General features: G+C 68.1%; 20 protein-coding genes. 13 read left to right on the top strand and 7 right to left on the bottom strand.

The window, feature by feature from the left end:
- Nucleotides 1-5: 5 nt before the first annotated feature.
- The gene (locus tag AQJ91_RS16000) at nt 6-1,457 is read right to left on the bottom strand and encodes a tyrosine-protein kinase domain-containing protein (RefSeq protein WP_159054576.1); all 1,452 of its coding nucleotides are present in this window, start codon (nt 1,455-1,457) and stop codon (nt 6-8) included.
- Between the two features lie 173 nt (nt 1,458-1,630).
- Here AQJ91_RS16000 and AQJ91_RS15995 point away from each other — a divergent pair, with 173 nt between their 5' ends.
- From AQJ91_RS15995 to AQJ91_RS15970, 6 genes are all read left to right on the top strand, one after another.
- A complete protein-coding gene (locus AQJ91_RS15995) occupies nt 1,631-2,515 on the top strand; it encodes a glutaminyl-peptide cyclotransferase (protein ID WP_234382327.1) in 885 nt (294 codons plus the stop codon).
- A 339-nt stretch (nt 2,516-2,854) separates the two neighbouring features.
- The gene (locus tag AQJ91_RS15990; protein WP_067021514.1) at nt 2,855-4,696 is read left to right on the top strand and encodes a DUF4012 domain-containing protein; all 1,842 of its coding nucleotides are present in this window, start codon (nt 2,855-2,857) and stop codon (nt 4,694-4,696) included.
- A gap of 173 nt (nt 4,697-4,869) precedes the next feature.
- Nucleotides 4,870-6,036 carry a glycosyltransferase gene (locus AQJ91_RS15985; RefSeq protein WP_067021513.1) on the top strand — a complete coding sequence of 389 codons (1,167 nt, stop codon included), beginning with the start codon at nt 4,870-4,872 and terminating at the stop codon, nt 6,034-6,036.
- The gene (locus AQJ91_RS15980; protein WP_067021511.1) at nt 6,033-7,013 is read left to right on the top strand and encodes an NAD-dependent epimerase/dehydratase family protein; all 981 of its coding nucleotides are present in this window, start codon (nt 6,033-6,035) and stop codon (nt 7,011-7,013) included. Before AQJ91_RS15985 ends, AQJ91_RS15980 begins: the two co-directional genes overlap by 4 nt.
- 79 nt (nt 7,014-7,092) lie before the next feature.
- Complete coding sequence (locus AQJ91_RS15975; protein WP_159054575.1) at nt 7,093-8,535, top strand: lipopolysaccharide biosynthesis protein; 1,443 nt, start codon at nt 7,093-7,095, stop codon at nt 8,533-8,535.
- Nucleotides 8,536-8,652: 117 nt separating this feature from the next.
- Nucleotides 8,653-9,759: a glycosyltransferase gene (locus AQJ91_RS15970; RefSeq protein ID WP_079084958.1), complete on the top strand. Its 1,107-nt coding sequence runs from the start codon at nt 8,653-8,655 to the stop codon at nt 9,757-9,759.
- A gap of 17 nt (nt 9,760-9,776) precedes the next feature.
- Here the strand turns inward: AQJ91_RS15970 and AQJ91_RS15965 are convergent, their stop codons facing one another.
- Nucleotides 9,777-11,081, bottom strand: coding sequence for an O-antigen ligase family protein (locus tag AQJ91_RS15965; RefSeq protein WP_159054574.1), 1,305 nt, complete (start codon nt 11,079-11,081; stop codon nt 9,777-9,779).
- A 354-nt stretch (nt 11,082-11,435) separates the two neighbouring features.
- Here AQJ91_RS15965 and AQJ91_RS15960 point away from each other — a divergent pair, with 354 nt between their 5' ends.
- On the top strand, nt 11,436-12,014 hold the full coding sequence (locus tag AQJ91_RS15960) for a class I SAM-dependent methyltransferase (protein WP_234382325.1): 579 nt from the start codon (nt 11,436-11,438) through the stop codon (nt 12,012-12,014).
- Between the two features lie 64 nt (nt 12,015-12,078).
- On the opposite strand, the gene AQJ91_RS57350 is transcribed toward AQJ91_RS15960, so the two are convergent.
- Both AQJ91_RS57350 and AQJ91_RS58235 read right to left on the bottom strand, forming a co-directional pair.
- The gene (locus AQJ91_RS57350; RefSeq protein ID WP_267891198.1) at nt 12,079-12,213 is read right to left on the bottom strand and encodes a hypothetical protein; all 135 of its coding nucleotides are present in this window, start codon (nt 12,211-12,213) and stop codon (nt 12,079-12,081) included.
- Between the two features lies 1 nt (nt 12,214).
- Nucleotides 12,215-12,757, bottom strand: coding sequence for a glycosyltransferase (locus AQJ91_RS58235; RefSeq protein WP_079084957.1), 543 nt, complete (start codon nt 12,755-12,757; stop codon nt 12,215-12,217).
- A 325-nt stretch (nt 12,758-13,082) separates the two neighbouring features.
- Between AQJ91_RS58235 and AQJ91_RS15955 the strand changes: the two genes are divergently transcribed.
- The 6 genes from AQJ91_RS15955 to AQJ91_RS15930 all read left to right on the top strand — a co-directional run bounded on the left by AQJ91_RS15955 (nt 13,083) and on the right by AQJ91_RS15930 (nt 19,743).
- Complete coding sequence (locus AQJ91_RS15955) at nt 13,083-15,089, top strand: GNAT family N-acetyltransferase (RefSeq protein ID WP_067021503.1); 2,007 nt, start codon at nt 13,083-13,085, stop codon at nt 15,087-15,089.
- Nucleotides 15,089-15,757, top strand: coding sequence for a PIG-L deacetylase family protein (locus AQJ91_RS15950; RefSeq protein WP_199847939.1), 669 nt, complete (start codon nt 15,089-15,091; stop codon nt 15,755-15,757). Before AQJ91_RS15955 ends, AQJ91_RS15950 begins: the two co-directional genes overlap by 1 nt.
- Complete coding sequence (locus tag AQJ91_RS15945; RefSeq protein ID WP_079084953.1) at nt 15,754-16,452, top strand: WbqC family protein; 699 nt, start codon at nt 15,754-15,756, stop codon at nt 16,450-16,452. The genes AQJ91_RS15950 and AQJ91_RS15945 overlap by 4 nt, the downstream gene beginning before the upstream one ends.
- Nucleotides 16,449-17,609, top strand: coding sequence for a glycosyltransferase (locus tag AQJ91_RS15940; protein WP_067021499.1), 1,161 nt, complete (start codon nt 16,449-16,451; stop codon nt 17,607-17,609). Before AQJ91_RS15945 ends, AQJ91_RS15940 begins: the two co-directional genes overlap by 4 nt.
- Nucleotides 17,610-17,751: 142 nt before the next feature.
- Nucleotides 17,752-18,537 carry a class I SAM-dependent methyltransferase gene (locus AQJ91_RS15935; RefSeq protein WP_159054572.1) on the top strand — a complete coding sequence of 262 codons (786 nt, stop codon included), beginning with the start codon at nt 17,752-17,754 and terminating at the stop codon, nt 18,535-18,537.
- Nucleotides 18,538-19,743, top strand: a complete 1,206-nt coding sequence (locus tag AQJ91_RS15930; protein WP_067021495.1) for a glycosyltransferase family 4 protein — start codon at nt 18,538-18,540, stop codon at nt 19,741-19,743.
- 60 nt (nt 19,744-19,803) lie between these two features.
- Here AQJ91_RS15930 and AQJ91_RS15925 read toward each other — a convergent pair whose 3' ends face one another.
- The 3 genes from AQJ91_RS15925 to AQJ91_RS15915 all read right to left on the bottom strand — a co-directional run bounded on the left by AQJ91_RS15925 (nt 19,804) and on the right by AQJ91_RS15915 (nt 22,661).
- Nucleotides 19,804-20,544, bottom strand: a complete 741-nt coding sequence (locus AQJ91_RS15925; RefSeq protein WP_067021493.1) for an FkbM family methyltransferase — start codon at nt 20,542-20,544, stop codon at nt 19,804-19,806.
- Between the two features lie 19 nt (nt 20,545-20,563).
- Nucleotides 20,564-21,556, bottom strand: a complete 993-nt coding sequence (locus AQJ91_RS15920; RefSeq protein ID WP_067021491.1) for an NAD-dependent epimerase/dehydratase family protein — start codon at nt 21,554-21,556, stop codon at nt 20,564-20,566.
- 223 nt (nt 21,557-21,779) lie between these two features.
- Nucleotides 21,780-22,661, bottom strand: a complete 882-nt coding sequence (locus AQJ91_RS15915) for an FkbM family methyltransferase (protein WP_159054571.1) — start codon at nt 22,659-22,661, stop codon at nt 21,780-21,782.
- Between the last annotated feature and the right edge of the window lie 10 nt (nt 22,662-22,671).

The following is a 22,671-nucleotide window of genomic DNA, read 5'->3' as shown; positions in this document are numbered from 1 at the left end:
CCGCGTCATTTCTCCCCCGCGAGATCCATTGCCGTGGCCTCCCTCGGATGGGCCGAGACACGGGGCGAGGGCAGTTCGCCGTACTCCCCGTAGGCGCCGTAGGGATCGCCCTTGGGTGCTTCGGTCATGTTGAAGACGGTGCCGAGGATGCGGCCGCCCACGCGTTCCAGTGCCTCGACGGCGGTGCGGACCTGGTCACGGTTGGTCTTCGAGGCCCGGACGACGAGCAGCGTGCCCTGGGCCAGCCGGGCGAGGCCGATGGTGTCGGCGACCGGTAGGAGCGGCGCGGTGTCGACGATCACCACTTCGTAGGCACTTGCGAGTTCACGCAGGACCTCGCTCATACGGGTCGAGGCGAGGAGCTCGGTGGGATTCGGCGGCACGGCACCGCTGGCGAGCACCGATACCCGGCCGTCGGCCTGTTGCATCACTTCGTCGACGCGCGCCTGTCCGATGAGCACGGTGGTCAGTCCGGCGTCCTGGACGAGCCCGAAGGACTTGGCGACGCACGGGCGGCGCAGGTCGGCGTCCACCAGACAGGTGGAGACGCCCGCCTCGGCGAGGGAGAGGGCCAGGTTCACCGAGGTGTTGGTCTTTCCCTCGCCAGGCACCGAGCTGGTCACCATGATGATCCGGGGACGGTCGTCGACCTGGGCGAACTGCAGATTGGTGCGCAGTTTGCGGAAGGCCTCGGCGCGCTGGGAGTGACCGGCGGCGGTGATGAGTGGTAGTGCGGGGGCGCTCTTGTCGTACGGAATGGCTCCGAGGCCCGACAGACCGGTGAGCTCCCCGACCGCCTGGCTGGTCTTGAGGGTGGTGTCGAGGGTCTCGCGCAGGACGACGAGTCCGACGGCGAGCAGCAGTCCGGCGAGGACTCCGGCGGCCAGGTTGACGAGGGGGCGCGGCGAGACGGGGCCGGCGGGCGCGACCGCGTGCTGGGTGACGCCCAGCGAGACCGGCGAGACGGGGTCGGGAGACGCACTCGGCTCGCCCTCAGGGTCCTGCCGGTCCGTCGGCTTGGGTTTCTCCAACCGCTCGACGACGGCGCTGAAAGACGCCGCGACGGCGTTGGCGATACTCGCGGCACGCTTGGGGGAGGTATCCCGGACGCTGATGTTGATGAGCACGGTGTTGAGCGGGGCCTCGGCGGTGATCCGTGACGCCAGTTCCTCCGGCGTGATGCCCAGTTTCAGTTCACGCACCACGGGCCCGGTCACCTGTCGGGTCGGCACGATGGCGGCGTACGACTGCACGCGCGCCTGCGAGAAGCTCTGCCCCTGGCTCAGTTGAGTGGTGTCCTCACTGGCGCGGGTGGCGACGAAGAGTTGAGTGCTGGCCTCGTAGGCGGGGGTGCTCAGGCTCGTGGCGGCGACCGCCGCCCCGACCGCGAGGACCAGGCAGACCACGACGGTCAGCCAGCGTCTGGCAAGAGCCTTCAGGAACCCGTGGAGATCCAAGCTGCACTCCTCAAAAGGACCGTGGAAACCACCCAAAGGGGCGTTTTGTTCCCTATGTATAGGGCTGAACATAGGGGTTTGAACGTCTCGATCCAGGGAGCCACCCCCAATGTCGGCCCAACAAACAGCCCTGGAGGCGCCTCCCCCGAACCCGACCGAGGAGAGTGCAGAAGATGACCAGACCTGAGCGCGTACGCGCCATGACGGCGTCCGTACTCACGGGCGTGCTGCTCATCTGCTGCACGTCCTGCACGGTGCGGGACGCGGCGGAAGGCCGCGCATCCGGCACGGTCGCCGAGCACCGCGACGACGGCGCCCCGGAGTCGGAGTCGGCATCCACGGACCGTGTGGAGCGGCTGCGGGTCAAGGTGCTCGATGTCCTGCCGCATGACCCACAGGCCTTTACGCAGGGCCTGGAGATGGCCGGTGACACCCTGTACGAGGGAACCGGCCTGGTGGGGCGGTCCTCGGTCCGGGCAGGCCCGCCTGGCGGGCGCCCCACGGCCCGTGTGGTGATGCCCGCGCCGTTGTTCGGCGAGGGCATCACCGTCCTCGGCCGGACGCTCTGGCAGCTCACCTGGCAGAACGGGATCGCCTTCGAACGCGATGCGACAACACTGGAGGAGGTGCGCCGCGTCCCGTATCCCGACGAGGGCTGGGGCGTATGCCACCAGCGGTCCAGAAACCGGCTGGTGACGAGCGACGGATCGTCCCGGCTGACGTTCCGGCACCCGAAGACGCTCGTGAAGACGGGCGGCATCGACGTCACCGAGAACGGGCGACCGGTTGCGAAGCTGAACGAACTGGAGTGCGTCGGCGACGCCGTGTACGCCAACGTCTTGTTCACCGAACGGATCCTGCGCATCGACCTCGCCACCGGTGCGGTGAGAGCGAGCATCGATGCAACGGGGCTTCTGCGGAAGAACGAACGTGTGAACGGCTCGGTCCTGAACGGCGTGGCAGCCGTCCCCGGCACCAACCAGTTCCTGATCACGGGCAAGCTCTGGCCCAAGATGTTCCGGGTCGTGTTCGTACCCCGCGACGGACTCACCCACTGACTTCCTTCGCCGCCGTGAAGCAGGGCCCGGAGGAGGAGTGAGCGCCACACCATCAGGTGACTTCTGGGCACCATCGAGCCGTTCGGCGGCCGGACACCGCGTCCTCCATGTATCCATGGCGTCCATGTATCCATGACCCGGTCAAAGGCTGGTGCCACGCCGCCGCCCGGCCCGGACTCAACCGAGAAGAGTGGAGAACATGACGACATCGCCGAGACGGCGGGCTGCTCTGACATCGACTGCCGGCCTCGCCCCCGCGACGCTGCGGTTCGGAGCCACCCTGCGGGAAGTGGTCACGGGCGTCGGCACGCTGCCGGGCATGCGTCGTCGCCACAGCTCATGACGGAACAACAGGAGCGCACCGCCGTTCCACGGCATCCCAGTCCCGCCCGCCGCGTCTCCCGCCTACTCGGATCCGGTCGGCGACGCTCGTTCAGGATCGCGCTGCTGACCGTCGCCGCGCTCTCTCTCGTCGGCGCCGCCTGGATCGGGGTCACCGGACTGCTCGCCCGATCCGAACTGCTGGACGCGCAGCGAGAGCTGGCAACACTCCGGCAGTCCGTCACAGGCTCACCCGGGAATGCCACTCCGGCGAGCCCGGACACGGCGATGCGCTCCGCGGCGGCACATGCCGCCCGGGCACATCGACTCACCACCGGACCCGCCTGGTACGCGGCTTCGCACGTGCCGTTCCTGGGCCGGCCCGTCACCACGGTTCGGGGCATCGCCCAGGCCTCCGACCGGGTGGCCGGTGACGTGCTGCCGCCGTTGGTGCGTGTGGCGTCGCATCCGACCGGCGGGGCCCGCCACGGCGGACTTCCGGCCCTGCTGTCCGCGCTCGAAGACAGGGCCCCCGCTCTTGAGCAGGCCGCGCGGGCCACCGACGACGCTCGCGCTCTCGCCGAGAACACGCCTCGCACACCCTGGGTACCGGGCATCGACCGCGCGCGTGGTCGGCTGGTCTCTCAGCTCCGCCGGATGGCCCCCGTCATGACCGATACGGCAGTGGCGGCCCGTGTGCTTCCGCCCATGCTCGGAGCGGACGGCCCTCGGCGGTACATCGCGGTGTTCCAGAACACGGCCGAGGCCAGAGGCACGGGAGGGCTACCCGGCGCCTTCGCCGTACTCACTGCCGATCAGGGCAAGCTGCGGTTCGAGACCTTCGGCACCGACACCATGCTGGCCAATGTGCGGCCCGAGGTGGACCTGGGCACCGAGTACCACGCCCGATACGGCGCCATGGACCCCACCGGCACCTGGGCCAACTCCAACGTAAGCCCCCATTTCCCCTATGCGGCCGGCATCTGGACAGCCACGTGGCGCAAGTACAGCGGACAGCGGGTGGACGGTGCGGTCGCCCTGGATCCCAGCGCTCTGGCACGGCTTCTGCGTGTGACAGGCCCGGGCCGACTGCCCGATGGAACGGACGTCACGGCGGACAACGTACTCGACCTCACCGAGCGCACCGGTTACGCCCGATTCTCCGACAGCCGGGAACGCAAGGCATTCCTCCTCGATGTCGCACGGACCGCCGCCACGACGCTCACCAATGCCCTGCACACCCCTCAGCGACTGCCGGAACTACTCAAGGCGACCTACGACATTACGCAGGAAGGACGCCTGAAGGTGTGGAGCGCCGAGAGTCAGGAACAACGCCTGCTGCAGGAACGCCCCTTGGCGGGAGCCTTGCCGGCTCGGCCCGGACCGCTTGCGGGAGTGGTGGTCAACAACGCCGCGGGCGGCAAGCTCGACTATTACCTGGACCGGAAACTGCACTGGATTCCCGGCCGCTGCACCCCGCGCGGACGAACGGTCACCGCACGGATCACACTTGTCAACGGGGCACCTGCATCTGGACTCCCCCCTTACGTCACTCAACGCGTCGACACGCCGACGTACCGCACCCGACCGGGAGACAACCGGTTGCTCGTCTCCTACTACGCCAGCTCGGGCGCGCGGTTGACCCGCGCGACCGTGGACGGCCGCCCTGTCACCGTGGGCAGCGGCGCCGAACGTGGCCACGCTGTCTTCACACTGGACGTGGAACTGCCCGCACAGCGCAGCCGTACGCTGACGCTCCACCTCCTCGAACCGATCAGCAACCGCCCCCCCGTACTGCTGAACCAGTCACTGGTCACGCCGACGCACGTCCGCCTGGAGCCTGTACCCGTCTGCGAATAGGCACATGGGACTTCCTGGAAATTGGCTCCAACCTCGGCCGGAACATTTCTTGCCCCGCACTCATTCGAATTCCAAAAAAGTGAATTCACCGCTTGACACACTCCTTTGGCTGACCGTCCGGGTATCTTCATGCAGCTACGATGCAGCATGACGAGAATCATGACAGGACCGCTATGCGTCTCCGTATCATAAGAGTCATCGCCAGGATGAACATCGGTGGTCCCGCCCTCCAGGTGTCCGCCCTTATGCGGGGCCTCAACACCGAGTATTTCGACCAACGGCTGTTCGCCGGTTCCGTGGGCCCAGACGAGGCCGACTACATCGAAAAGTCGGCCACCGATGTAGCGGTGTCCCGTGTGCCCTGCCTGGGGCGAGCCGTGCATCCTGCTGATGACCTCAGAGCTCTGCGGGAACTCGTCGCGGCGATGCGGAGATTCCGTCCGCACATTGTGCACACGCACACGGCCAAAGCCGGGGCGCTCGGGCGTATCGCGGCGGCCACGGCCCGCGTTCCCGCGCGAGTGCACACATATCACGGGCATCTGCTGCACGGCTATTTCTCACCGTGGAAGACCAGACTGGTCGTACACGCCGAGCGACGGCTGGCGCGGGGCACCGACCGGCTGGTGGCGGTCGGCGAAAGGGTGCGCGACGAGCTCCTCGCCGCCGGCATCGGCCGGACGGAGCAGTACGCCGTGGTGCCGCCCGGCACCCTGCTCCCCTCGCCGCCGGAGCGTTCCCAGGCCCGGCGGCTGCTGGGTCTGCCCCAGGACTCCCCTGTAGTGGCCTATGTCGGCCGGGTGACGCAGATCAAGCGGCCGGACCGCTTCCTGACCGTCGCACAAGAGGTGCGCCGCGCGGTTCCCGAGGCCCACTTCCTGATGTGCGGGGAAGGAGATCTGGGACCCGCGCTGCGGCGGGACTCCGGCCTGGACGGTGCTCTTCACCACCTGGGCTGGCGCACCGATGTGGAGACCGTCTACGCGGCGGCGGACGTGGTCCTGCTCACCTCCGACAACGAAGGGATGCCGGTCTCCCTCATCGAGGCGGGCCAGGCGGGGGTGCCCGTGGTGGCCATCGACGTGGGCAGCGTGGCAGAAGTCGTACGGGACGGGGAGACCGGGCTGCTGGCCGGGCCTCATGTACCGGAGCTGGCCCGCCACACCGTGCGTCTCCTCCGTGACCCGCGCCTGCGCCACGACATGGGCGAGCGTGCCTGTTCCTGGACAACCCGTCGATTTGGCGCGGAGCGCCTGGTCGACGACACCCACCGCCTGTACGCCTCCATCGCCGTGGGGCGTGGCTGGTGGCCCACTCCAACAGAGGGTGAAGGGAAATGAACGTAGTAGTCACCGGCGGAGCCGGATTCATCGGGGCGAACCTGTGCCGTGAACTCTCTGCCCGCCCCAGCATCGGGCGGATCATCGCGCTGGACGATCTCAGCACCGGCCGCGCGGCCAACCTGGAGGGCGTCGACGCGGAACTGGTGGAAGGCACGATTCTCGATCCCGACCTGCTGGACGACGTGGTGTCTTCGGCGGACGCCGTGGTCCACCTGGCCGCGCGCCCGTCGGTCCCCCGTTCACTGGCGGATCCGTTCGCCAGCCACGAGACCAACGCCACCGGCACGGTACGGGTGCTGGAGGCATGCCGCCGCCGGGGCAGTCATATGGTCGCCGCCTCCTCGTCATCCGTGTACGGAGCGGTCCCCACGCTGCCCAAGCACGAGGACCTGCCGACCCGCCCGCTCAGCCCCTACGCCGCGAGCAAGCTCGCCACAGAGGCGTACGTACTGGGCCACGGAGCCAGTTTCGGTCTCCCCGTGCTCGCGCTGCGCTTCTTCAACGTGTACGGACCACTGCAGCCCGCGGGACACGCCTACGCCGCGGTCGTCCCCGCGTTCATCGACGCCATGCTGCGCGGAGCACCGGTGACCGTCTTCGGTGACGGTCTGCAGACTCGCGACTTCACCTATGTGGGCACCATTGTCCGTGTCCTGGCCGACGCGGTGCTGCGCGAGGTCACCTGCCCGGGTCCCGTGAACCTGGCCTTCGGCACGCGGGTGTCGATCCGCGAGCTCATCCAGCATCTCGCCGCCGTCGTGGGAGGCCAACCGCCCTCCGTGCAACACCGGGCAGCCCGTCCCGGGGACGTCCGTGACTCCCAGGCTGCCGACCATGTGCTGCGCGGCCTCTTCCCCGATGTCACCCCGGTGCCGCTGGACGAAGGGCTGGCGGAAACGGTGCGGTGGTTCCGTGGGCTTCCGGAGTACGCGGCGCAGTCGGCCGGCGAACCGGCTGTTGCCGGTGTGCTGTGACCCGGACAACGGCGGCGCCCTCCGACAGCCTGACGGGAAGCGCATGGAGAGTGATGACGGGTTCGAGCATCGGGGACGTGTGAACGAGGTGCCCAAGCAGCAGGGCGGACCACCACCATCACTCGCGAACTCACCGGATTCCGCAGCGGAGTTCTCGGGGCGCGGCAGGAAACGCTCGTGGCAGCGCCATCTGCGGACGTTCGGCTCACTCACCGCCGCCAGCCAGGTCGAGTCGGCGCTGTCGTTCGCCACCACTGCCACGCTGGTCAGGCTGGTGGGCAGCGCCGGAGCGGGAGAAGTGCTGTTCGCACAGTCAATGGCCACGGCATGGTTCCTGCTGTGCGATCCGCGCTTCGAAGACGCGCAGCAGCGGTTCGTGCCCAGCGAGCAGCTTCGCGGCCATGGCCGGGGAACCCGCCTGTACCTTCGCCTGTTTCGGCTGGACGTCGCGGCCGGGGTGCTGGCGACCGCGGTGGGCGTAGTGGCGACAGTGGCTGCCGCCGCCATCGGATGGATTTCCGACGAGCGATTCTGGCTGTTCCTGCTGGCTGTGCTCGCTGCCGGGGCAGCCACTCCTTCCGGCAGCGCATCGGCCGGTTTCGCGATCGCCGACCAGCTCTCCAGACTGGGCGCCATCCGCCTGCTCCTCGCCGTCCTCGGTAGCCTGGTCACGGTGGGGGCCCTCCTGGTGGCCGGCCCGGTCGGCTACCTCGCGGCAACCGTGGCCACGGCGTTGGTCTCCACATCCGTGCTCACCGCCGGTGCCTGCCGATGGGTGCGCGAGGCATGCGGCTCGCCCCCGGCCGGCCGTGCCGTGACTCCCAGCGGCTTGATGCCCTTCCTGTTGAAGAGTTCGGCGACAGGATCGGTCTCCTTGGCCTCGGACACCGGCGTCTCCGTGCTGGCCGGACTACTCGGCGGGCCCACGCTCGTGACGTACCTGAAGATCGCCAATGCGCCGGGCCGTCTCTTCTCGAGTTTCGTCAGCCCGGTGGCAACGCAGCTCTACCCTCGACTGGCGCGGGCCGGCGCCACGGGTCGCCGTGCGGCCGTGATGCGCGACGCACTACGCAGCAGTGCACTGACCGGAGGCATCGGAGCGGTCGCGGTGGTGACCACGGCAGGCGTCATCAGCGCGCTCATCGGCCTTGTGTACGGGCCCGATTACACGGTTCTGTCGACGTCGGCGGTGGTACTGCTGGCGGGATCGGCGCTCCGTGGCACAGTGGTCTGGTGCAAGGTGCTGCCGTCGGCCCTGGGGCGCCCGGGTATCCGGCTGACCTTTCTCACCGTCGAGGGCGTATGCCAGCTCGGGATGCTGATCGGCGTCACTCAGGTCTGGAGCAACGCGGAAAGCACGGCACTGGCCTTCGCGTGGGGATCCCTGGGCTTGATGTGCCTGAGCGCCGTCGGCTGGTTCGTCGTGCTGCGCCACCTGGCCGGGACCCTGTCGGACGCGAACACCTCGCCCTGGCCGGGTCGTCTCAAGGCACCGCGTGGCGCTGTGCGGCAGGAGAGTTAGCTCCACATACGCCGTTGGGGTGCACCGGCCCCGCGCAATGGATTGTCGGGCGCCGCTGCGGGCCTGTGCCGTGCAAGCTGACGGCTGACGTCAAGACTGGTGACGGGAGGCCGCACGATGACTACGGCGCGGGTCTGCGAAGTGATCAAGACCCTCGACCTCGGTGGCGCCGAGGTGCTGCTGGTCGAGCGCCTCCGTCGGGCCCGCCGAGCCGGGCTCGAGTACACCGTCGTCTTCATGCAAGCGGCGACCGACGAGTTGAGCGACGCTCTACGGTCCGCCGGGGTGCGGATCGTCGACCTGCGCGGCTGCCCCGGGTGGCTCCGCTACGCCAGGTTGGTCGGCGTGGTCAGGCGCCTGGCACCCGACGTGATCAATGTGCACTCGCCGTCGCCCGCGGCAGCCCTGCGCCCCTTCGTCCGCCTCATGCGGCCCCGTCCCTTGCTGATCTCGACGGTCCACCAGGAGTGCTACAACTCACTGGCCATACTGCTGAATCGTCCCACCCGGTGTCTCGATGACCTGGTGGTGGCGGTCTCTCCGCAGGTCGCCAGATCACGAAGCGTGCGGGGTGCCCGCCGCGTCCGCACGCGTGTCCATGGCATCGACGTCGGCAAGCAGCGCCATTGGGCCGGGCATGCGGATCAAGTACGCCAGGAGTTCGGGATTCCCACGGACACATTCGTCCTGACGTGTGTGGCCAATCTGAGACCCATCAAGAACCATCAGCTGCTGATCGACGCGGCGTCAAGGGTGCTCGCCCACCGTCCTGACGCGCTCTTCGTACTCGCCGGGGACGGACCCCTGCGAGAGCAGGTCCTGGCCGAGATCGACCGGAGGGGACTGCGCGACCGGATCCGCTTCCTCGGAAGGGTGCCGGGGGCCAATCGCCTGGTGGCGGCTTCGGACGTACTGCTCCTGTCCTCGCACAGCGAGGGGCTGCCGGTCGTGGTCATGGAAGCGCTCGCGGCCGGCGTACCGGTGGTGTCCACCGCGGTCGGCGGTATCCCCGAACTGATCGACGACAACCGCAACGGGATCCTCACGACACCGGGTTCGCCGGACGCCCTCGCGGAGGGCGTCCTTCGGGCCATGCGCCCCGAAGTCCATCGGGTGCTCGCCGCCGGGGCACGCGCGGACGCCAAGAAGGTGGATGTGGCGGGCACCGCCGAATGGTTCGACGAGCTCTACGCGACCATGACGGCCGAGGCGCGCAGGCGCTGAATCCTCGTCGGCGCCCGTCAGATCTGTACCTGCACGGCATTCCTGCCACCGGCTTTCGCGAGGTGCATCCGATGTGTCACGGTTCTGATCTCAGTCGGTTGGTTCGTCTTCCTGTGGATCCTCATCCAGCCGAGGTCGCGCACGCGTGACTCGTCAGGGCCGAGCCCCATGCCCGCGTAGACGAAGAACAGCAGCGTCAGCATGGATCCGGCATACAGGGTCATCTCTGTGAGTGACATGGCAACCACGCCGACGGTGAAGAGCAGAGGAGCTCCGCGCTGTGCGGCCAGGTGCCGGAAGAGCCCGACCAGGAACAGCGTCAGCATCACCACGGCCGGGAGGCCCACTGAGGCGAACACGCTGACGAACAGGTTGTAGGGCGCTGTCTGGCTGAGTGTGTCCGAGGCCGGCGTCAAGGGGCGGCTCAGGGTCGACATCCATCCCCACCCGTGCCCGATGACCGGGCTTTCCATACCGGCGCGGATGCCCTGCATGACGCTCTGCGTCCGAAGGTCGGCGCTGAACTGGTTGAGACCGAACCACCGCGTGACCATGTCGACGGTCTGCATCCCCAGCAGCCCCAGCAGGAGGATGACGGCGGTGACCCTGGCGAGAGACACTCTCTTCATCGCCCAGACGGCGACCATCACAACGGTGGCGAACCACACGCTGCGTGTCTGTGTCAGGAAGATCCCGCACAGCAGAACCGCGCTGAGGGCCCATCGGCCCGGGAGCCGCAGTTCCGATGTCAGAAGGGGACACAGCGCGGCCAGCAGGAGTGCGCCCGTCTGCGCGGGATCACCGATGTCCAGCCCGATCAGCCGCGGCTGTCCCTGCAGTACTCCGCCCGCGAGGTTGACCAGGGCATAGCAAAGGAGGACGCCGTAGATCAGTCGGCGATCGGTCCCCCGACGCAGCAGAAGGAGGAACACCGCACCGTAGACGGCGATCCGAAGCAATGGAGTGACGCCGATGCCCACGCAGACCGTGACAAGGAAGGCCCAGGCCAGAAACAGTACGAGCCAGATGCTGACAGACCTGTGGGCGGCGGCCGCCTTCCCCGCACCCCACTGGGCCACGGTGCGCAACATGCATGCGACCAGCAGCAGGTCGCTGATGAGCAAGGGGCCCATCAAAGGTTCCTGCAAAGCACCGATGCCGAGCCCATGGCCGGTCACGACGGCGCCGGCCAGCAAGAGGACGGGCGGGAGCATCAGCGCCACGGACAACAGCAGAGCCGGCAGCAGCACGCGCGGCCACGTCGAGCTGATGCCGCCGTACCCGATACCGATCACCGCCATCAGCAGCGAGAAGACCGTCATACCGGTCGAGACCAGGACAGCTTCCCGAGACAGGGTACGCATCCGCAGCTCCCTCCGAGGTCTGGAGGACGGCCAGGTGCATGCGTCCTCGGCCAAGTCACCGGGTCCAGTGTGACGACACCGCAGAGACCCGCCTGTTCCGGCACGCGGGGCGCCGCGCCGGAGATGGTCCTCGGGGAGTATCCGAACGGAAAACAGCGGTAGGCCTCAGGTGGTGAGTCCTGGCAGAAGAGCCTGTGCCGCTTCGATTCCTAATGATCGTCAGCCGGGGCACTTGGCCATGACAACCAGACCGGGCCCGCTGTACTCCTCCAGGGGGAGCCGCAAATCGGCGCCGCACCCCGGCTGTGGGGCATGTACTCCATCCGCGGCGCCGGCCAGTGGTCCAGGGCGCTCGCCGCCGAGGGCGCCACCGTGGTCGGGCTCGACCTGTCCGAGGCCCAACTCGCCGCAGGGGCCCGCGCGATGGGAGCGGCCCGCTACCCGCTGGTGCAGGGCGCCGCCGAACAACTCCCCTTCGCCGCCGACAGCTTCGACCTGGTGTTCTGCGACTTCGGTGGGCTCAGCTGGGCGCCCCCGCACCTGGCCGTCCCGCAGGCCGCACGCGTCTTGGGCCGAGGCGGGCGCCTGGTGTTCAACGTCGCCAGCCCATGGTTCGAAGCTTGCTACGACGAAGCCGCCAGCCGCGTGACCACGACGCTGCAGCAGGACTACTTCGGGCTGAACACCATCGCCGAAGACGACGGCGCGACCAGCTATCAGCTCACCTACGGCGACTGGGTCAAGGTCCTGCGCGGCGCGGGTCTCATCATCGACGACCTCATCGAGCCGCGGCCCGAACTCGGAACACCCAACGGCTACAACGAAACCGACCCACCCGACTGGGCACACCGCTGGCCGGCGGAACTGCTCTGGGTAACCCACAAACCGTAAGTTCCGCTGCGCCGAGACGTGAAGACATCCCCTCGCCGGGCAGGCCTAGGACCTGTCCGGCGGATCATGGGCGGAGCCAGAGCACGATGTCCGCAGCGGCGCAGACGGTTTCCACATCGGCACGCCAGCCCAGCAGATGGAGCGCGTCCCGCAGATCGGCGGCCGCCTCCAATTCGCCGTGCAGGGCTCCGCCCCGCACATCAGGAATCGGGCGGTCGGAACGGCGCGGCGCACCTCGCGGGCCACCGCCAGGAACCAGTCGGGCCGCTTGATCCTGGTGAGCCGTCCGACCTAGGCCACGGTGAGGCTGTCGTCCGGAACGCCGAGCTGCTTGCGTGCCTCCGAGCGCCCGGGAGATGGGGCCGCGGTGTGGTGCCGGGCGGCACCACGGCGTACTGCCCGGGTCGGCCGATGCCAGCGGCCAGGAGGTCGTCACGAACACTGCACCCCACCGCCACGAGCCGGTCGGTGACGGCTGCAAGACCGCGCTCGGCCTGGATCACCAGACGGGTCTTCGCCGGTGAGAAATAGCCCTGCCGGAGGTGGACGTGGAACGTGTGCACGCGCGCGGGCACCCGGGCGAGCACGGCTGCCGCACGTCCGAGTGCCCCCGCCTTGGCGGTGTGCGTGTGCACGATGTGCGGCCGGAACCGGCGCAAGGCGGCGACCAGTGCGGACAGGGGGCGCAGGTCGTCCGTCGGTCGCACGGCCCGGCCCAGGGTGGGCACCCGACGGACCAACACGTCCTGGGCGCACTAAACCACTACATACTTGAGTAAAACGGAACACTGTGATGAAGTCGCGCCGGGCGTCGGCGAACTTCGGTGCCTTGTCCGATCAAGTTGCCAAGTCCGGGTGAATTGAGGCGGCACGCCACCGCGCGCCGGTCATCCCGCCGCCGGGCTCCGAACATGCTGATGCACACGTGCCGAGAAAGCGTCGTGTCAGGCGTCGGGACCGCCGGAGACGAATGATCCGCGCACTATGCGGTCTCGTGGACCGCGGAGGGATCCAGTAATGCCGACTGCAGCCAGGACAACCGCTGGCATCACGGCTGGCGCCGTCGCCATGACCGTGCTCGTCACACTGGTCCTCACCGGACAGGAAAACCTGGCTCTGGTGATCGTCTTGCCCATCGGGGCGGTGTTCGTCATCGTGGCCGCTCCCCCCCGAATTGTCCTCATTCTGGCGGCAGTAGTAGCACTGGTCTCGCCAACCGCATGGCCGTCCATGGGTGATCTCGGCGGGGCCACGGTCCGTCTGGGGGATCTCCTGGTCCTTCTGATTGGAATCACCTGTCTGGTTCGACCTCGGCCTGACCGTCACATGCCCGTCCTGAGGGCGATGGGCGCCTTGCTCATCTTTGGGGTGTTGCGCAGCAGCCTCGCTGGTGGCATCCCGACCGTGAGCAGCTTCCTTCGCGTCATGGAGTTCGTCGTCGCCGGTGCGGCCTTGGGACTGTTTCTTCCCCGAGGCTTCGACGTGTGGCGCCGCGCCCGCTGGGTTCTGCTCGGCGTACTGGTCACGGTTCCTCTCTCCGGCTACACGTCGACGCGTTGGTCGGGGCTCCCAGGTGGCCCGAACGAGGTTGCTTTGCTTGCTGCGGTTCTGGTCGTTCTCGGCTTCGCGGAGGGCAGTAAGCCCGTCAAGTGCCTGCTCGTCTTCAGCGGACTTCTCTTTCTGTTCGGCTCTCGGGGGATTGCGGCATCGGCTGGAGGGCTTGTCGGTCTGGCGGTACTGAGCATGCATCGGCGCGGGCACTTCCGCTGGAGAAGCCAGCAGGGCCGGATCAACCCTCTGGTCGTGATCGGCGTGGCCGTGGGCACCGTTTTCGTCCTGCCGGTGATCCGTCCCGACATGGGCGTGACCCTGAAGGTCCACTCCCTGCAGGCCACATCCTTCGGCCCCGCTTTCGCCGCAACGAACCCCCTGGTCGGCGGAGGTTGGTCGCTGGTGAACCGTGAAGCGTTGGTCGATGCATATCGACAAACGAACATCATGGGTCTGCACAACGTGTACCTGTGCATGGCCGTGTTCCTGGGCGCCATCGGGTTGGCGATGTTCCTCATGCTGCTGTGGTGTGCATGGCGTCACGGAGATCGCGTAACCCGCGCGGTCCTTGTCACGGTAGCGGTGTGGTTCAACACCATCGGTGCCTTTCCGGGTGCTGGCTGGGGCATCCTTGGCTTGGTGGTGGCGGCCTGTGCCAGCCAAGGGGCGAACAACGGAGAGAGACCAGCCAGCTGTTCCGGTCTTCGAATGAACACGGACGCCGTTGATGCCTTTCCGTCGCCAGGCAAGGCGATCGCGTCGCGTGGGGCATTCCGTCCCGCTGTCTCCAAGATTCGGCCGAGGACCGCAGAGCCCGCTGACCAGGTAGAATGGACACGTCACCGAACCGGGACCAAGATCGATCCGCTACCTCCAGTTTCCGTTCGGACACTCCCCGAGGGCCGAGATACGCCAAAGGAGTGCACCGAATCGTGCGGATCGGCTCGTCTGCACCGTCACCGAGAACCGCTGTGCCACGCTCGGGCGATCGCCGACCGAACGGAGGTCCCCGGGATGCACGGCACGGATGACAGGGCCGCCGTCAGTCGGCCCGGCCTGCAGTTGCACTGCCTCGGCGCCGTCATGGAAGAACTGCTGAGCCCGCTCACCGACCTGGAGCGGCGCGTGCACCGGAAGAGCAGCTATTACGACGAGGAACCGTGGCAGGCGGAGAACTTCGCCCAGGAGCTCCCCGGGAAGCGGGAGCTGAGCCTCGTGGCCACCGACTCCGGACGGCCCGTCGGTTTTGTGATCGCCTCCCGGAAGCCCGACGGTACGCACATCCACCGCGTGGCCACCGATCCCGACCTGTGGGGCACCGGCATCGCCTCCCGGCTGCTCACCCGCGTCCTCACGCAGGCGCCCGGCACCACCACCCTCGTGTGCGATCCCCGCAACAAGCCGGCGCTCGCGCTCTACACCCGCGCGGGATTTCACATCGCCGGCACCACTCCGGACGGCAAGTTGTCCCTTGCTACCGGCACCGCTCTGCCTCAGCGGGTGTTCTCGGAGAGGAAGACGTAATGTTCTGCAGCAACCCGATGTTCGAGCGCAGCCTCTTCGTCGGGGCCCATCTCGACGACATCGAGCTGGCGGCCGGCGGCACCGCCGCCCGGCTGGTCAATACGGGAGCGCAGGTGCGCTTCCTGGTGATGAGCACCTCCGAGTACACCAGCTACGACGGCAGTCACTTCCGCGAGGCGGACGTGGCGGTGGCCGAGGGCAGGGAGGCCGCGGCGACGCTCGGGGTGAAGGAGATCGACATCCTCCGCTTCCCTGCCAAGGACGTGGAGAACCACTCGACCGTCGTGGAGTCGATCAACGAGGTCGTCGACGACTTCCGTCCGACCATGATTTTCACCCACTGGCCGTTCGACACTCATCGGTCCCACGCGAACACCGCCCTGGCCACCATCGCGGCCGGCAGGTACTACAACTCCGTCGTCATGTACGAGCCCATCACGCCCTCCGGGCGCAGCTACGTCGGCTTCCGCCCACAGCTGTACTTCAGCATCGACGACACCATCGAGCAGAAACTCCAGGCCCTGCGACAGCACGAGTCGGAGTACCGGAAATACGGGGAGCAGTGGATCGAAGGCGTCGAGGCTCGATCGCGCTACCGCGGCTACGAGATGCGCGCCCGCTACGGCGAGGCGTTCGAGGTCTCGCGGCTGGAAGGCGTACTGGCATGAGGGTGACGATCCATCAGCCCGAGCATCTGCCGTGGCTCGGCCTGCTGGCCAAGGTCGCCGCGTCGGAGTTGTGGATCGTCCTCGACTCGGTGCCGTACCGAAAGAACTACTTCCAGAACCGCAATCGGGTTCTCCTCGGCGGAAGGCCCACATGGGTGACCGTCCCGGTGACGGCCCCATTCGGCACCCCGATCGGTGATGTGCGGATCTGCGAGGTGCCCTCCTGGCGACGGCGCTATCGCGGGCGCCTCAGCCAGGCGATGTTCGGGATGCCGGGCGCCCACAAGGTCGACGACCTGCTGTCGTCGGTCGATTCCGCGGCACCCGGCAGCTCTCTTGCCGACCTCAACCTCAACCTCTCCGACTGGCTGCTGGCGCAGTTCGACGTCAAGGTGCCGCGGATCCGCTCCTCCGAGCTCGACGCCGCGGGAACCAAGGGAGAACTGATCATCAATCTCTGCCGGGCGGTGGGCGCCGATGAATATCTGGCGGGACCCTCCGGACGTGACTACCTGGACCTGGAGGCCTTCGCCAGGCAAGGGATCAAGGTGAGCTTCTTCGACTTCGATCATCCGACCTACCCCCAGGACGGCGATACCTTCGTGCCCTGCCTCTCGGCCGTCGACGCCTGTGCTCGGCTCGCCCCCGAGGAACTGCCACCACTGCTGTCCGGCTACCGGCTCGGTGCCTCGTGACCGCCGCGCCCACCGCCGTCCCGGCCACGATGCCACCCACTCTCACGGTGGTGACCATCTCGGGCTCCCGGCAGGCGGACGTCGACGACTCGGCGGACTTCCGCACCTGGGCAGCGCTGGCCGGCCGCCTCGGCCAGGCCCGGTGCATCTGGGCGGGCCCCCAGCTGGAATGCCTCCGTGGCTCGATGCATGTCCTCAGGCGTCCGCGCCGCACGGGCCCGCGGTCGCTGATCTGGGCGGCTGGATCGGTGCGCATCGGTGTACGCCTCGCGCGCGCCGCGACGCGCAGAGGTGAGACGGTCGTCGTCAACGGCGCCGAGCCCTGGGGATGGCTCTCCGCCTGGCTCGTCGCGCGCCTGGTTCGTTGCCCCTGGCTGATGGACATTCACGGTGACTACCTCGCCCTGCCGGTGGCCTCCCTGGGCCGCTGGCGCCGAGCGGTGCTCCGGCGGGCAGTCGTCTCCTTCGCCCGCCGCGCCACGGCCCGCAGGGTCGTCGCCCAGTCCATGCGCGACGCGTTGGACCGGCGCGGCATCCCGTCCGTCCTGGTCCCCCCGCGGCTGCTGCCGATCTGGGAGAAACCGCTGGAGCGTACCCGACCGCCGCTGACCAGTGCCTCCCCGCAGCTCCTGACGGTCGGCCGGCTCGTGTCGTCGAAGGGCTACGACCTGCTGCTGACGGCGCTGGCCGAGCTCGTCCCGACACTGCCCGGCATCCGGCTGCGCATTGTGGGCGACGGGCCGTTGCGAACCCAGCTCACCAACCAGGCGGCGCGGCTCGGACTCTCCCGCCATGTGGAGTTCCTCGGGGCGCGTGGTGTCGACGAGGTCCGCTCGGAACTCTCCCGCGCCGACCTCTTCGTCATCTCCTCGCGGGACGAAGGTCTGCCCAGGACCCTCCTGGAGGCGACCGCCGCGGGTGTGCCCGTCGTCGCCACCAGGGTCGGCGGGATTCCGGCGGCCGCGGCGGACTGGCCCAGCGTGTCGCTGGTAACGCCCGACCCGGGAGCGATCGCCGCCGGTGTACGCACGGTCCTGGCATCGCCGCCCAGCGTCGATCACCTGGCGTCCGTCCGCCGCCAGGTGTTGGCCTCCTACGGCTTCGACACCAATCTCGACGCGCTGGCAGCCCTCTTCCGGAATGTCAGCACACCGTAATCGCACCGGTATTTCCCGCGTTGCGCGCAATATACCCAACAAGAACCGATAAGTTCTGAAATGCCGTAACCAACAATCGCACAACGAGGAGGTCGCTGTGGGCCGAACGTCAACGGTCCGTCGATGGGTCAGGCACTCCGGCTTGGGGCCTGTCGCATCGGTGGTGGGCGGGTATCTCGCCATGCACACCCTGGGGACCGGCATCCGGCGGTACACACCCCCGACCATCATGGACTTCACCCGGTCCGGCGGAGCACTCGCCACATCCGCGGCAGCGTTTCTCGAGAGCCTCGGCTGGCAGACGGCCGAAGTCGAGCAGGTACTCGACGAATATCGAGAAGTCTCCGAGCGCCTGGTCGACCGCTATGCCGAGATCGAACTGTTCTATCCCCGGACGCACGGCGTGGAGGCCGAAACCAGCGCCGTTCTCTACGGTCTCAGCCGACTCCTGAAGCCGCAGTCCGTCGTGGAGACCGGTGTGGCCGACGGCCGCTCCTCGTGGATCACCCTCGCCGCGCTGGAGCGCAACGGCCGGGGGCTGCTGCACAGCTTCGACATCAACCGCACCGCCGGCCGATTGGTGGGTGAACACCCGCAGTGGCGGCTGGAGATCCTTGACCCCAAGGAGCCCGAGGCGTCGCTCGGCCAGGCCTTGAAGCGCGTCGGACGGATCGATCTGTTCTTCCACGACAGCGATCACCTGTACCTGCCCCAGCTGTTCGAGTACAGGCAGGTATGGCCGAGGATGACCCAAGGCGGGGTTTTCGCCAGCGACGACGTGAACTGCAGCAGGGCCTTCCTGGACTTCTGCCGGGAGTACGACCAGCACCCCAGCTTCCTGTTCGACTCCAGGAAGATCACTGGGGCAGTGCGCCTGCCCGGTGTCTCCCAGCAGCGGTGCGGCCAACAAGGCCAGCTGGTGGGCTAGATGGGCAGCGCGTTGCACGGAGGAGCACCCTACACGCCGGTCTCCACCGGGCCCGAGGACCGACCGCGCCTGGTGTATGTCGTCCCCCATCTGTCCGAGGACGAGTCGGAACACTTCGCACACATTCCGGCGTTGCTCGCCGCACTGGGCGAACGGGTCGACGTCGCGGCGGCCGTCGAGCGTGGCAGCCCACCGGCACGACTGGCCGGAGTGCGCCTCCTGGTGCGGGTTCCCGGCCGGAGCCGAGTGGGACGCGTGCTGGGCACGGCGCTCACCATCCACCGATGTGCCCGCGCCGGGTACCGGACCTACTTTCTGCGCTACTCCACTCTGTTCGTGATCGTCCTCATCCTCACCCGCCCGCTGTACCGCCACCGCGTCCTGCTGTGGCGGAGCGGGCTTCCCGACGTACGGGCACCGGAGCAGCGCAGGACGCTGTGGCTCAAGGCCCATGAGTTCGTCAACCGGGTCACGGCACGGCTGGTGCACTGCCTGGTCACCGGCCCGGAGACCATGGTCCCCATCATGGCGGGGCTCTGGGGAGTGCCACGGCACAGGATGCGGCTGCTCTACAACGATGTCGACGCCGAACGCTTCGCTCCTCTGGACACCCAGGCACGTCGGGAGGCTCGGACGACGCTCGGGTGGGCCGACGACGAGTTCGTCGTGCTCTTCGTCCACCGCCTGTCGTACCGCAAGGGAGCCCGGCTGCTCGCGCCTCTGCTCAAGGCGGTCCTCCGCTCCACCGGTGACGGTGCGGTCTGCGGGGCTCGTGTCCGTCTCGTCGTCGCCGGAGACGGTCCGGAACGGCCCTGCCTGGAGCGCGAGGCGGCCGCCCCAGAGCTCAAGGGGCGCATGCACATGCTCGGTGCGGTGCCCAACCGCGACCTCCCCGAGTTGTACGCGGCAGCCGACTGCGTCGTCATGCCGAGCTACGAGGAGGGGTTCCCACGAGTGCTGCTGGAGGCGATGGCCTCGGGCACACCGGTCGTGACGACGGACGCAGGCGGGTCCGCCGACGTGGTGGGAGCCGACTACCCGTATGTGGCGAAGGTGGGGGATCTTGACACCATGGTCGCTCATGTGCGGTCCCTGATGTCCGCTCCCCACGCCGACCGATACGCCTGGGGGCAGCGCCTGCGGCGCCGCGCGCAGACGGAGTTCTCCCCCGAGCGCGTGGCCGCCATGCTGCACGCGATGTTGTAGGGGAAGGCGGCAAGCAAGAAAAAGGTCCGCCGGGCAGCGCCCGGCGGACCTGATCACGTATCAGCGGCTGGTGCGCAGGCGGGTCTGTGCCCCGAGGTGCCGGGCCGCCAGCGAATAGGCGGGCTTCGGAAGCGTGGCTTTCGCCGCCCGGCTCGCCCAGACGTAAGGGGGCCGGTGCAGTCCGAGACGATAACGCAGCGTACCCCTGGCAGCGGGCGACTGCGGGCCGACCAGGGTGAGCCACTCCCGCACGGCGGCGCTTCCGGCAGGACGGGTCAGCGAATCGGGGGTGACAAACTGCTGACGGTGCTGCCGCAGCCGCTGTTCCACGGTCGCCCGCCGGTGCGCCTGGCTTGGGATCTTCCGTACGTCGAAGTCGACATAGATGCTCCGAAGCCGGCCGATCACGCCGCTGTCGAGCATGTCCTCGATCACATCGCACTCACTGCCCTCGCAGTTGAGCTTCAGATAGATATCGTCCTCCTCCGACGTGTTCGCCAGCAGCCAGTCCGTGGCCCGCAGAAGGGCGATGTTCTCCGTCTGAACGCACTCGCCCGGCTGGCTCTTGTCGGCGTACACACTCGCGCCCAGCAGACCGGTCCCGAAGAGCGTGGCCTTCCCCGACCGGCTGGACAGCCCGGCCGGAACGACCTGCACCCGGGCGTCGCGGAAACCGCTCAGGATGCGCCGGCAGTGCCGCGCCGGCTCGAATGAATAGATCCTCTCGAACCCCCACCTGGGGTCGAGGGCGACGTCCAGGACTTCGCCGTAGTGCCCCCCGACGTCGAGGAAGATGCGCATGCTTCCCACTCTCTCGCCGCTACTCGGTCACGGTCACTGGGGAGTCGGCGGTCGGGGTACGGGCGCTGAGCCATTTCCAGTGGTGCTCGATGCCTTCGGTCAGCGTGACTGAGGGGCGGTAGCCGAGCACTGTCCGGGCCTTCGTCAGATCGGCTTCGGTGACCTGGACATCTCCCGGCTGGTACGCGCCGTCGAGCACTGGGACCTCCGCCCCGGTGATTTCGCCGACCCGGCGCAGGACATCGAGCACCGAGACGCTGTCGCCGCCACCGACGTTGACCGCTTCCGCGGTCGCCTCCGCGGTCGCAGCGGCAACGGTGGCCGCGACGGCGTCCGCGACGAAGGTGAAGTCCCTGCGCTGGTGGCCGTCCCCGTACAGGTGCAGCGGCGTACCGGTCAGCACCCCGCGGAGCATGCGCCCGATGGCCATGTCCGGCCGCTGCCGTGGGCCGTACACCGTGAAGTAGCGCAGCGCCACCACACTGATGGGGCTGTCCGGCGCCAGTGCGTAGGCGAGGGCGAGACGTTCGGCGGCGAGTTTGGTGACCCCGTACGGCGACTGGGGAGCAGTCACGCCGTCCTCACGCAGGGGCCCGGTGCAGTCGCCGTACACGCTGGAGGAGGACGCCAGGACCAACCGCTCGACGCCGAGCGAGACACAGGTGTTCAGCAACCGCTGTGTCGCCAGCACGTTGCATGCGAGATACTCACCGAAGGTGTCCCCCCACGACGGTCGGACCCCCGGTACGGCGGCGAGATGGAAGACGGTGTCCGCACCGTCCACCCAGGGCTTGAGTTCATCCGTGACCAAGTCACCCTGCACCAGCCGAAATCCTGGATGACCCAACACACCGCCGAGGTTTTCGGCCGCGATGGCGTTGTCGCCGGGCGAACGCCGGTCGACGCCGAGCACGGTGACCCCCTGCCGCAGCAGGGACTCCACAAGGTGCGAGCCGATGAAGCCCGCTGCTCCCGTCACGACGGCGTGTTTCACATGTCGAGCTGTACCCATGGAGCGCTTCCTTTCGTCGCATGCCCCTGCCACGCCACTCGGTCGCGGGCGTCATCAGTGAGCAATCAGCACATTTTGAACGTTTATGCACTATGTGCCTGTTTTCAACACGCGAGGAAGGTGCTGACCGCACGGGCTGATCAGCTGGTCAGGAGGGGTGACGGCGTTTCAGGTTCGCTTGTTCGGCCGTCGCCTGCCCGGCGTAGTGGCTCAAGGTGCTCCGTCAGGCCTGACCGTTGAGCCGCGCCTGGACCAACTGGCGGCATCGACGGTGCACGGCGAGAACGTCGGGACCCGAAGTAGGCGTTTCCGGGGCCGGCACGAGCACGTTGCGAGCCGGGTCGTAGAGCACCACGTCGTATCCGTGGTCCTGAAGCCACTGCCGGACCTCACGCGACGACGAGCCGAAGCGGTCGAGGAACTTGTCGACGAGTTCGAGCATCCACACCGCTGGCTCGCCACGGGCGATCAGCCGGGTGGCGCCGCTGAGCGCGAGGTGCTCTGCGCCCTCGACATCGAGTTTTCCCATGGCATAGGGGCGCTCAGGGAGGACGTCGTCAAGCCGACCGAGCCCGACCTGCACACCGGCCCCCAGAGGGTCTGCCTCGGTCCGGAGTCGGGAACCGGATCCGTTGATGACGAATCGAACGCTGCCCGGCTCGGCTCCGACGGCCATGTCATGGACCGTCACCCACCCCAGGGAGTTCGCGCGCACGTTGTGCCGCAGTCGCCTCACGTACGTGGGTACGGCCTCGAACGCGTGCACCGCCCCGCTGGGCCCCACGAGTTGGGCCGCGAGCAGACTGAACATGCCTTCGTTGGCGCCCCCGTCGATGAAGCCGTCTCCGGGACGGAGATAACGCTGCATGAACGTCATCTCCTCGTAGTCCGGAAGCCCGCCGAAATAGAGGAAGCGGCCCGGCTGCGTACTGTCGCGGTGGGCACGGAATGACATGCCGCCGTACACCGACAGGTCGCGTGGCCTCCGGACCAGTCGCTTCCACGCCTGCCACCCAGCCATGGAAGCCAGGGCCCTGGCCCGGCGCCCCCGGTTGGCGGGGTGCTCCCAGGCCATCCGCACCATGCCATGAATCGTCGTCGGCAATCCCTTGCTC

It is taken from the genome of Streptomyces dysideae, assembly GCF_001514305.1.
GTDB classification, from domain to species: domain Bacteria; phylum Actinomycetota; class Actinomycetes; order Streptomycetales; family Streptomycetaceae; genus Streptomyces; species Streptomyces dysideae.
This window is presented reverse-complemented; position numbering and strand designations above follow the sequence as displayed.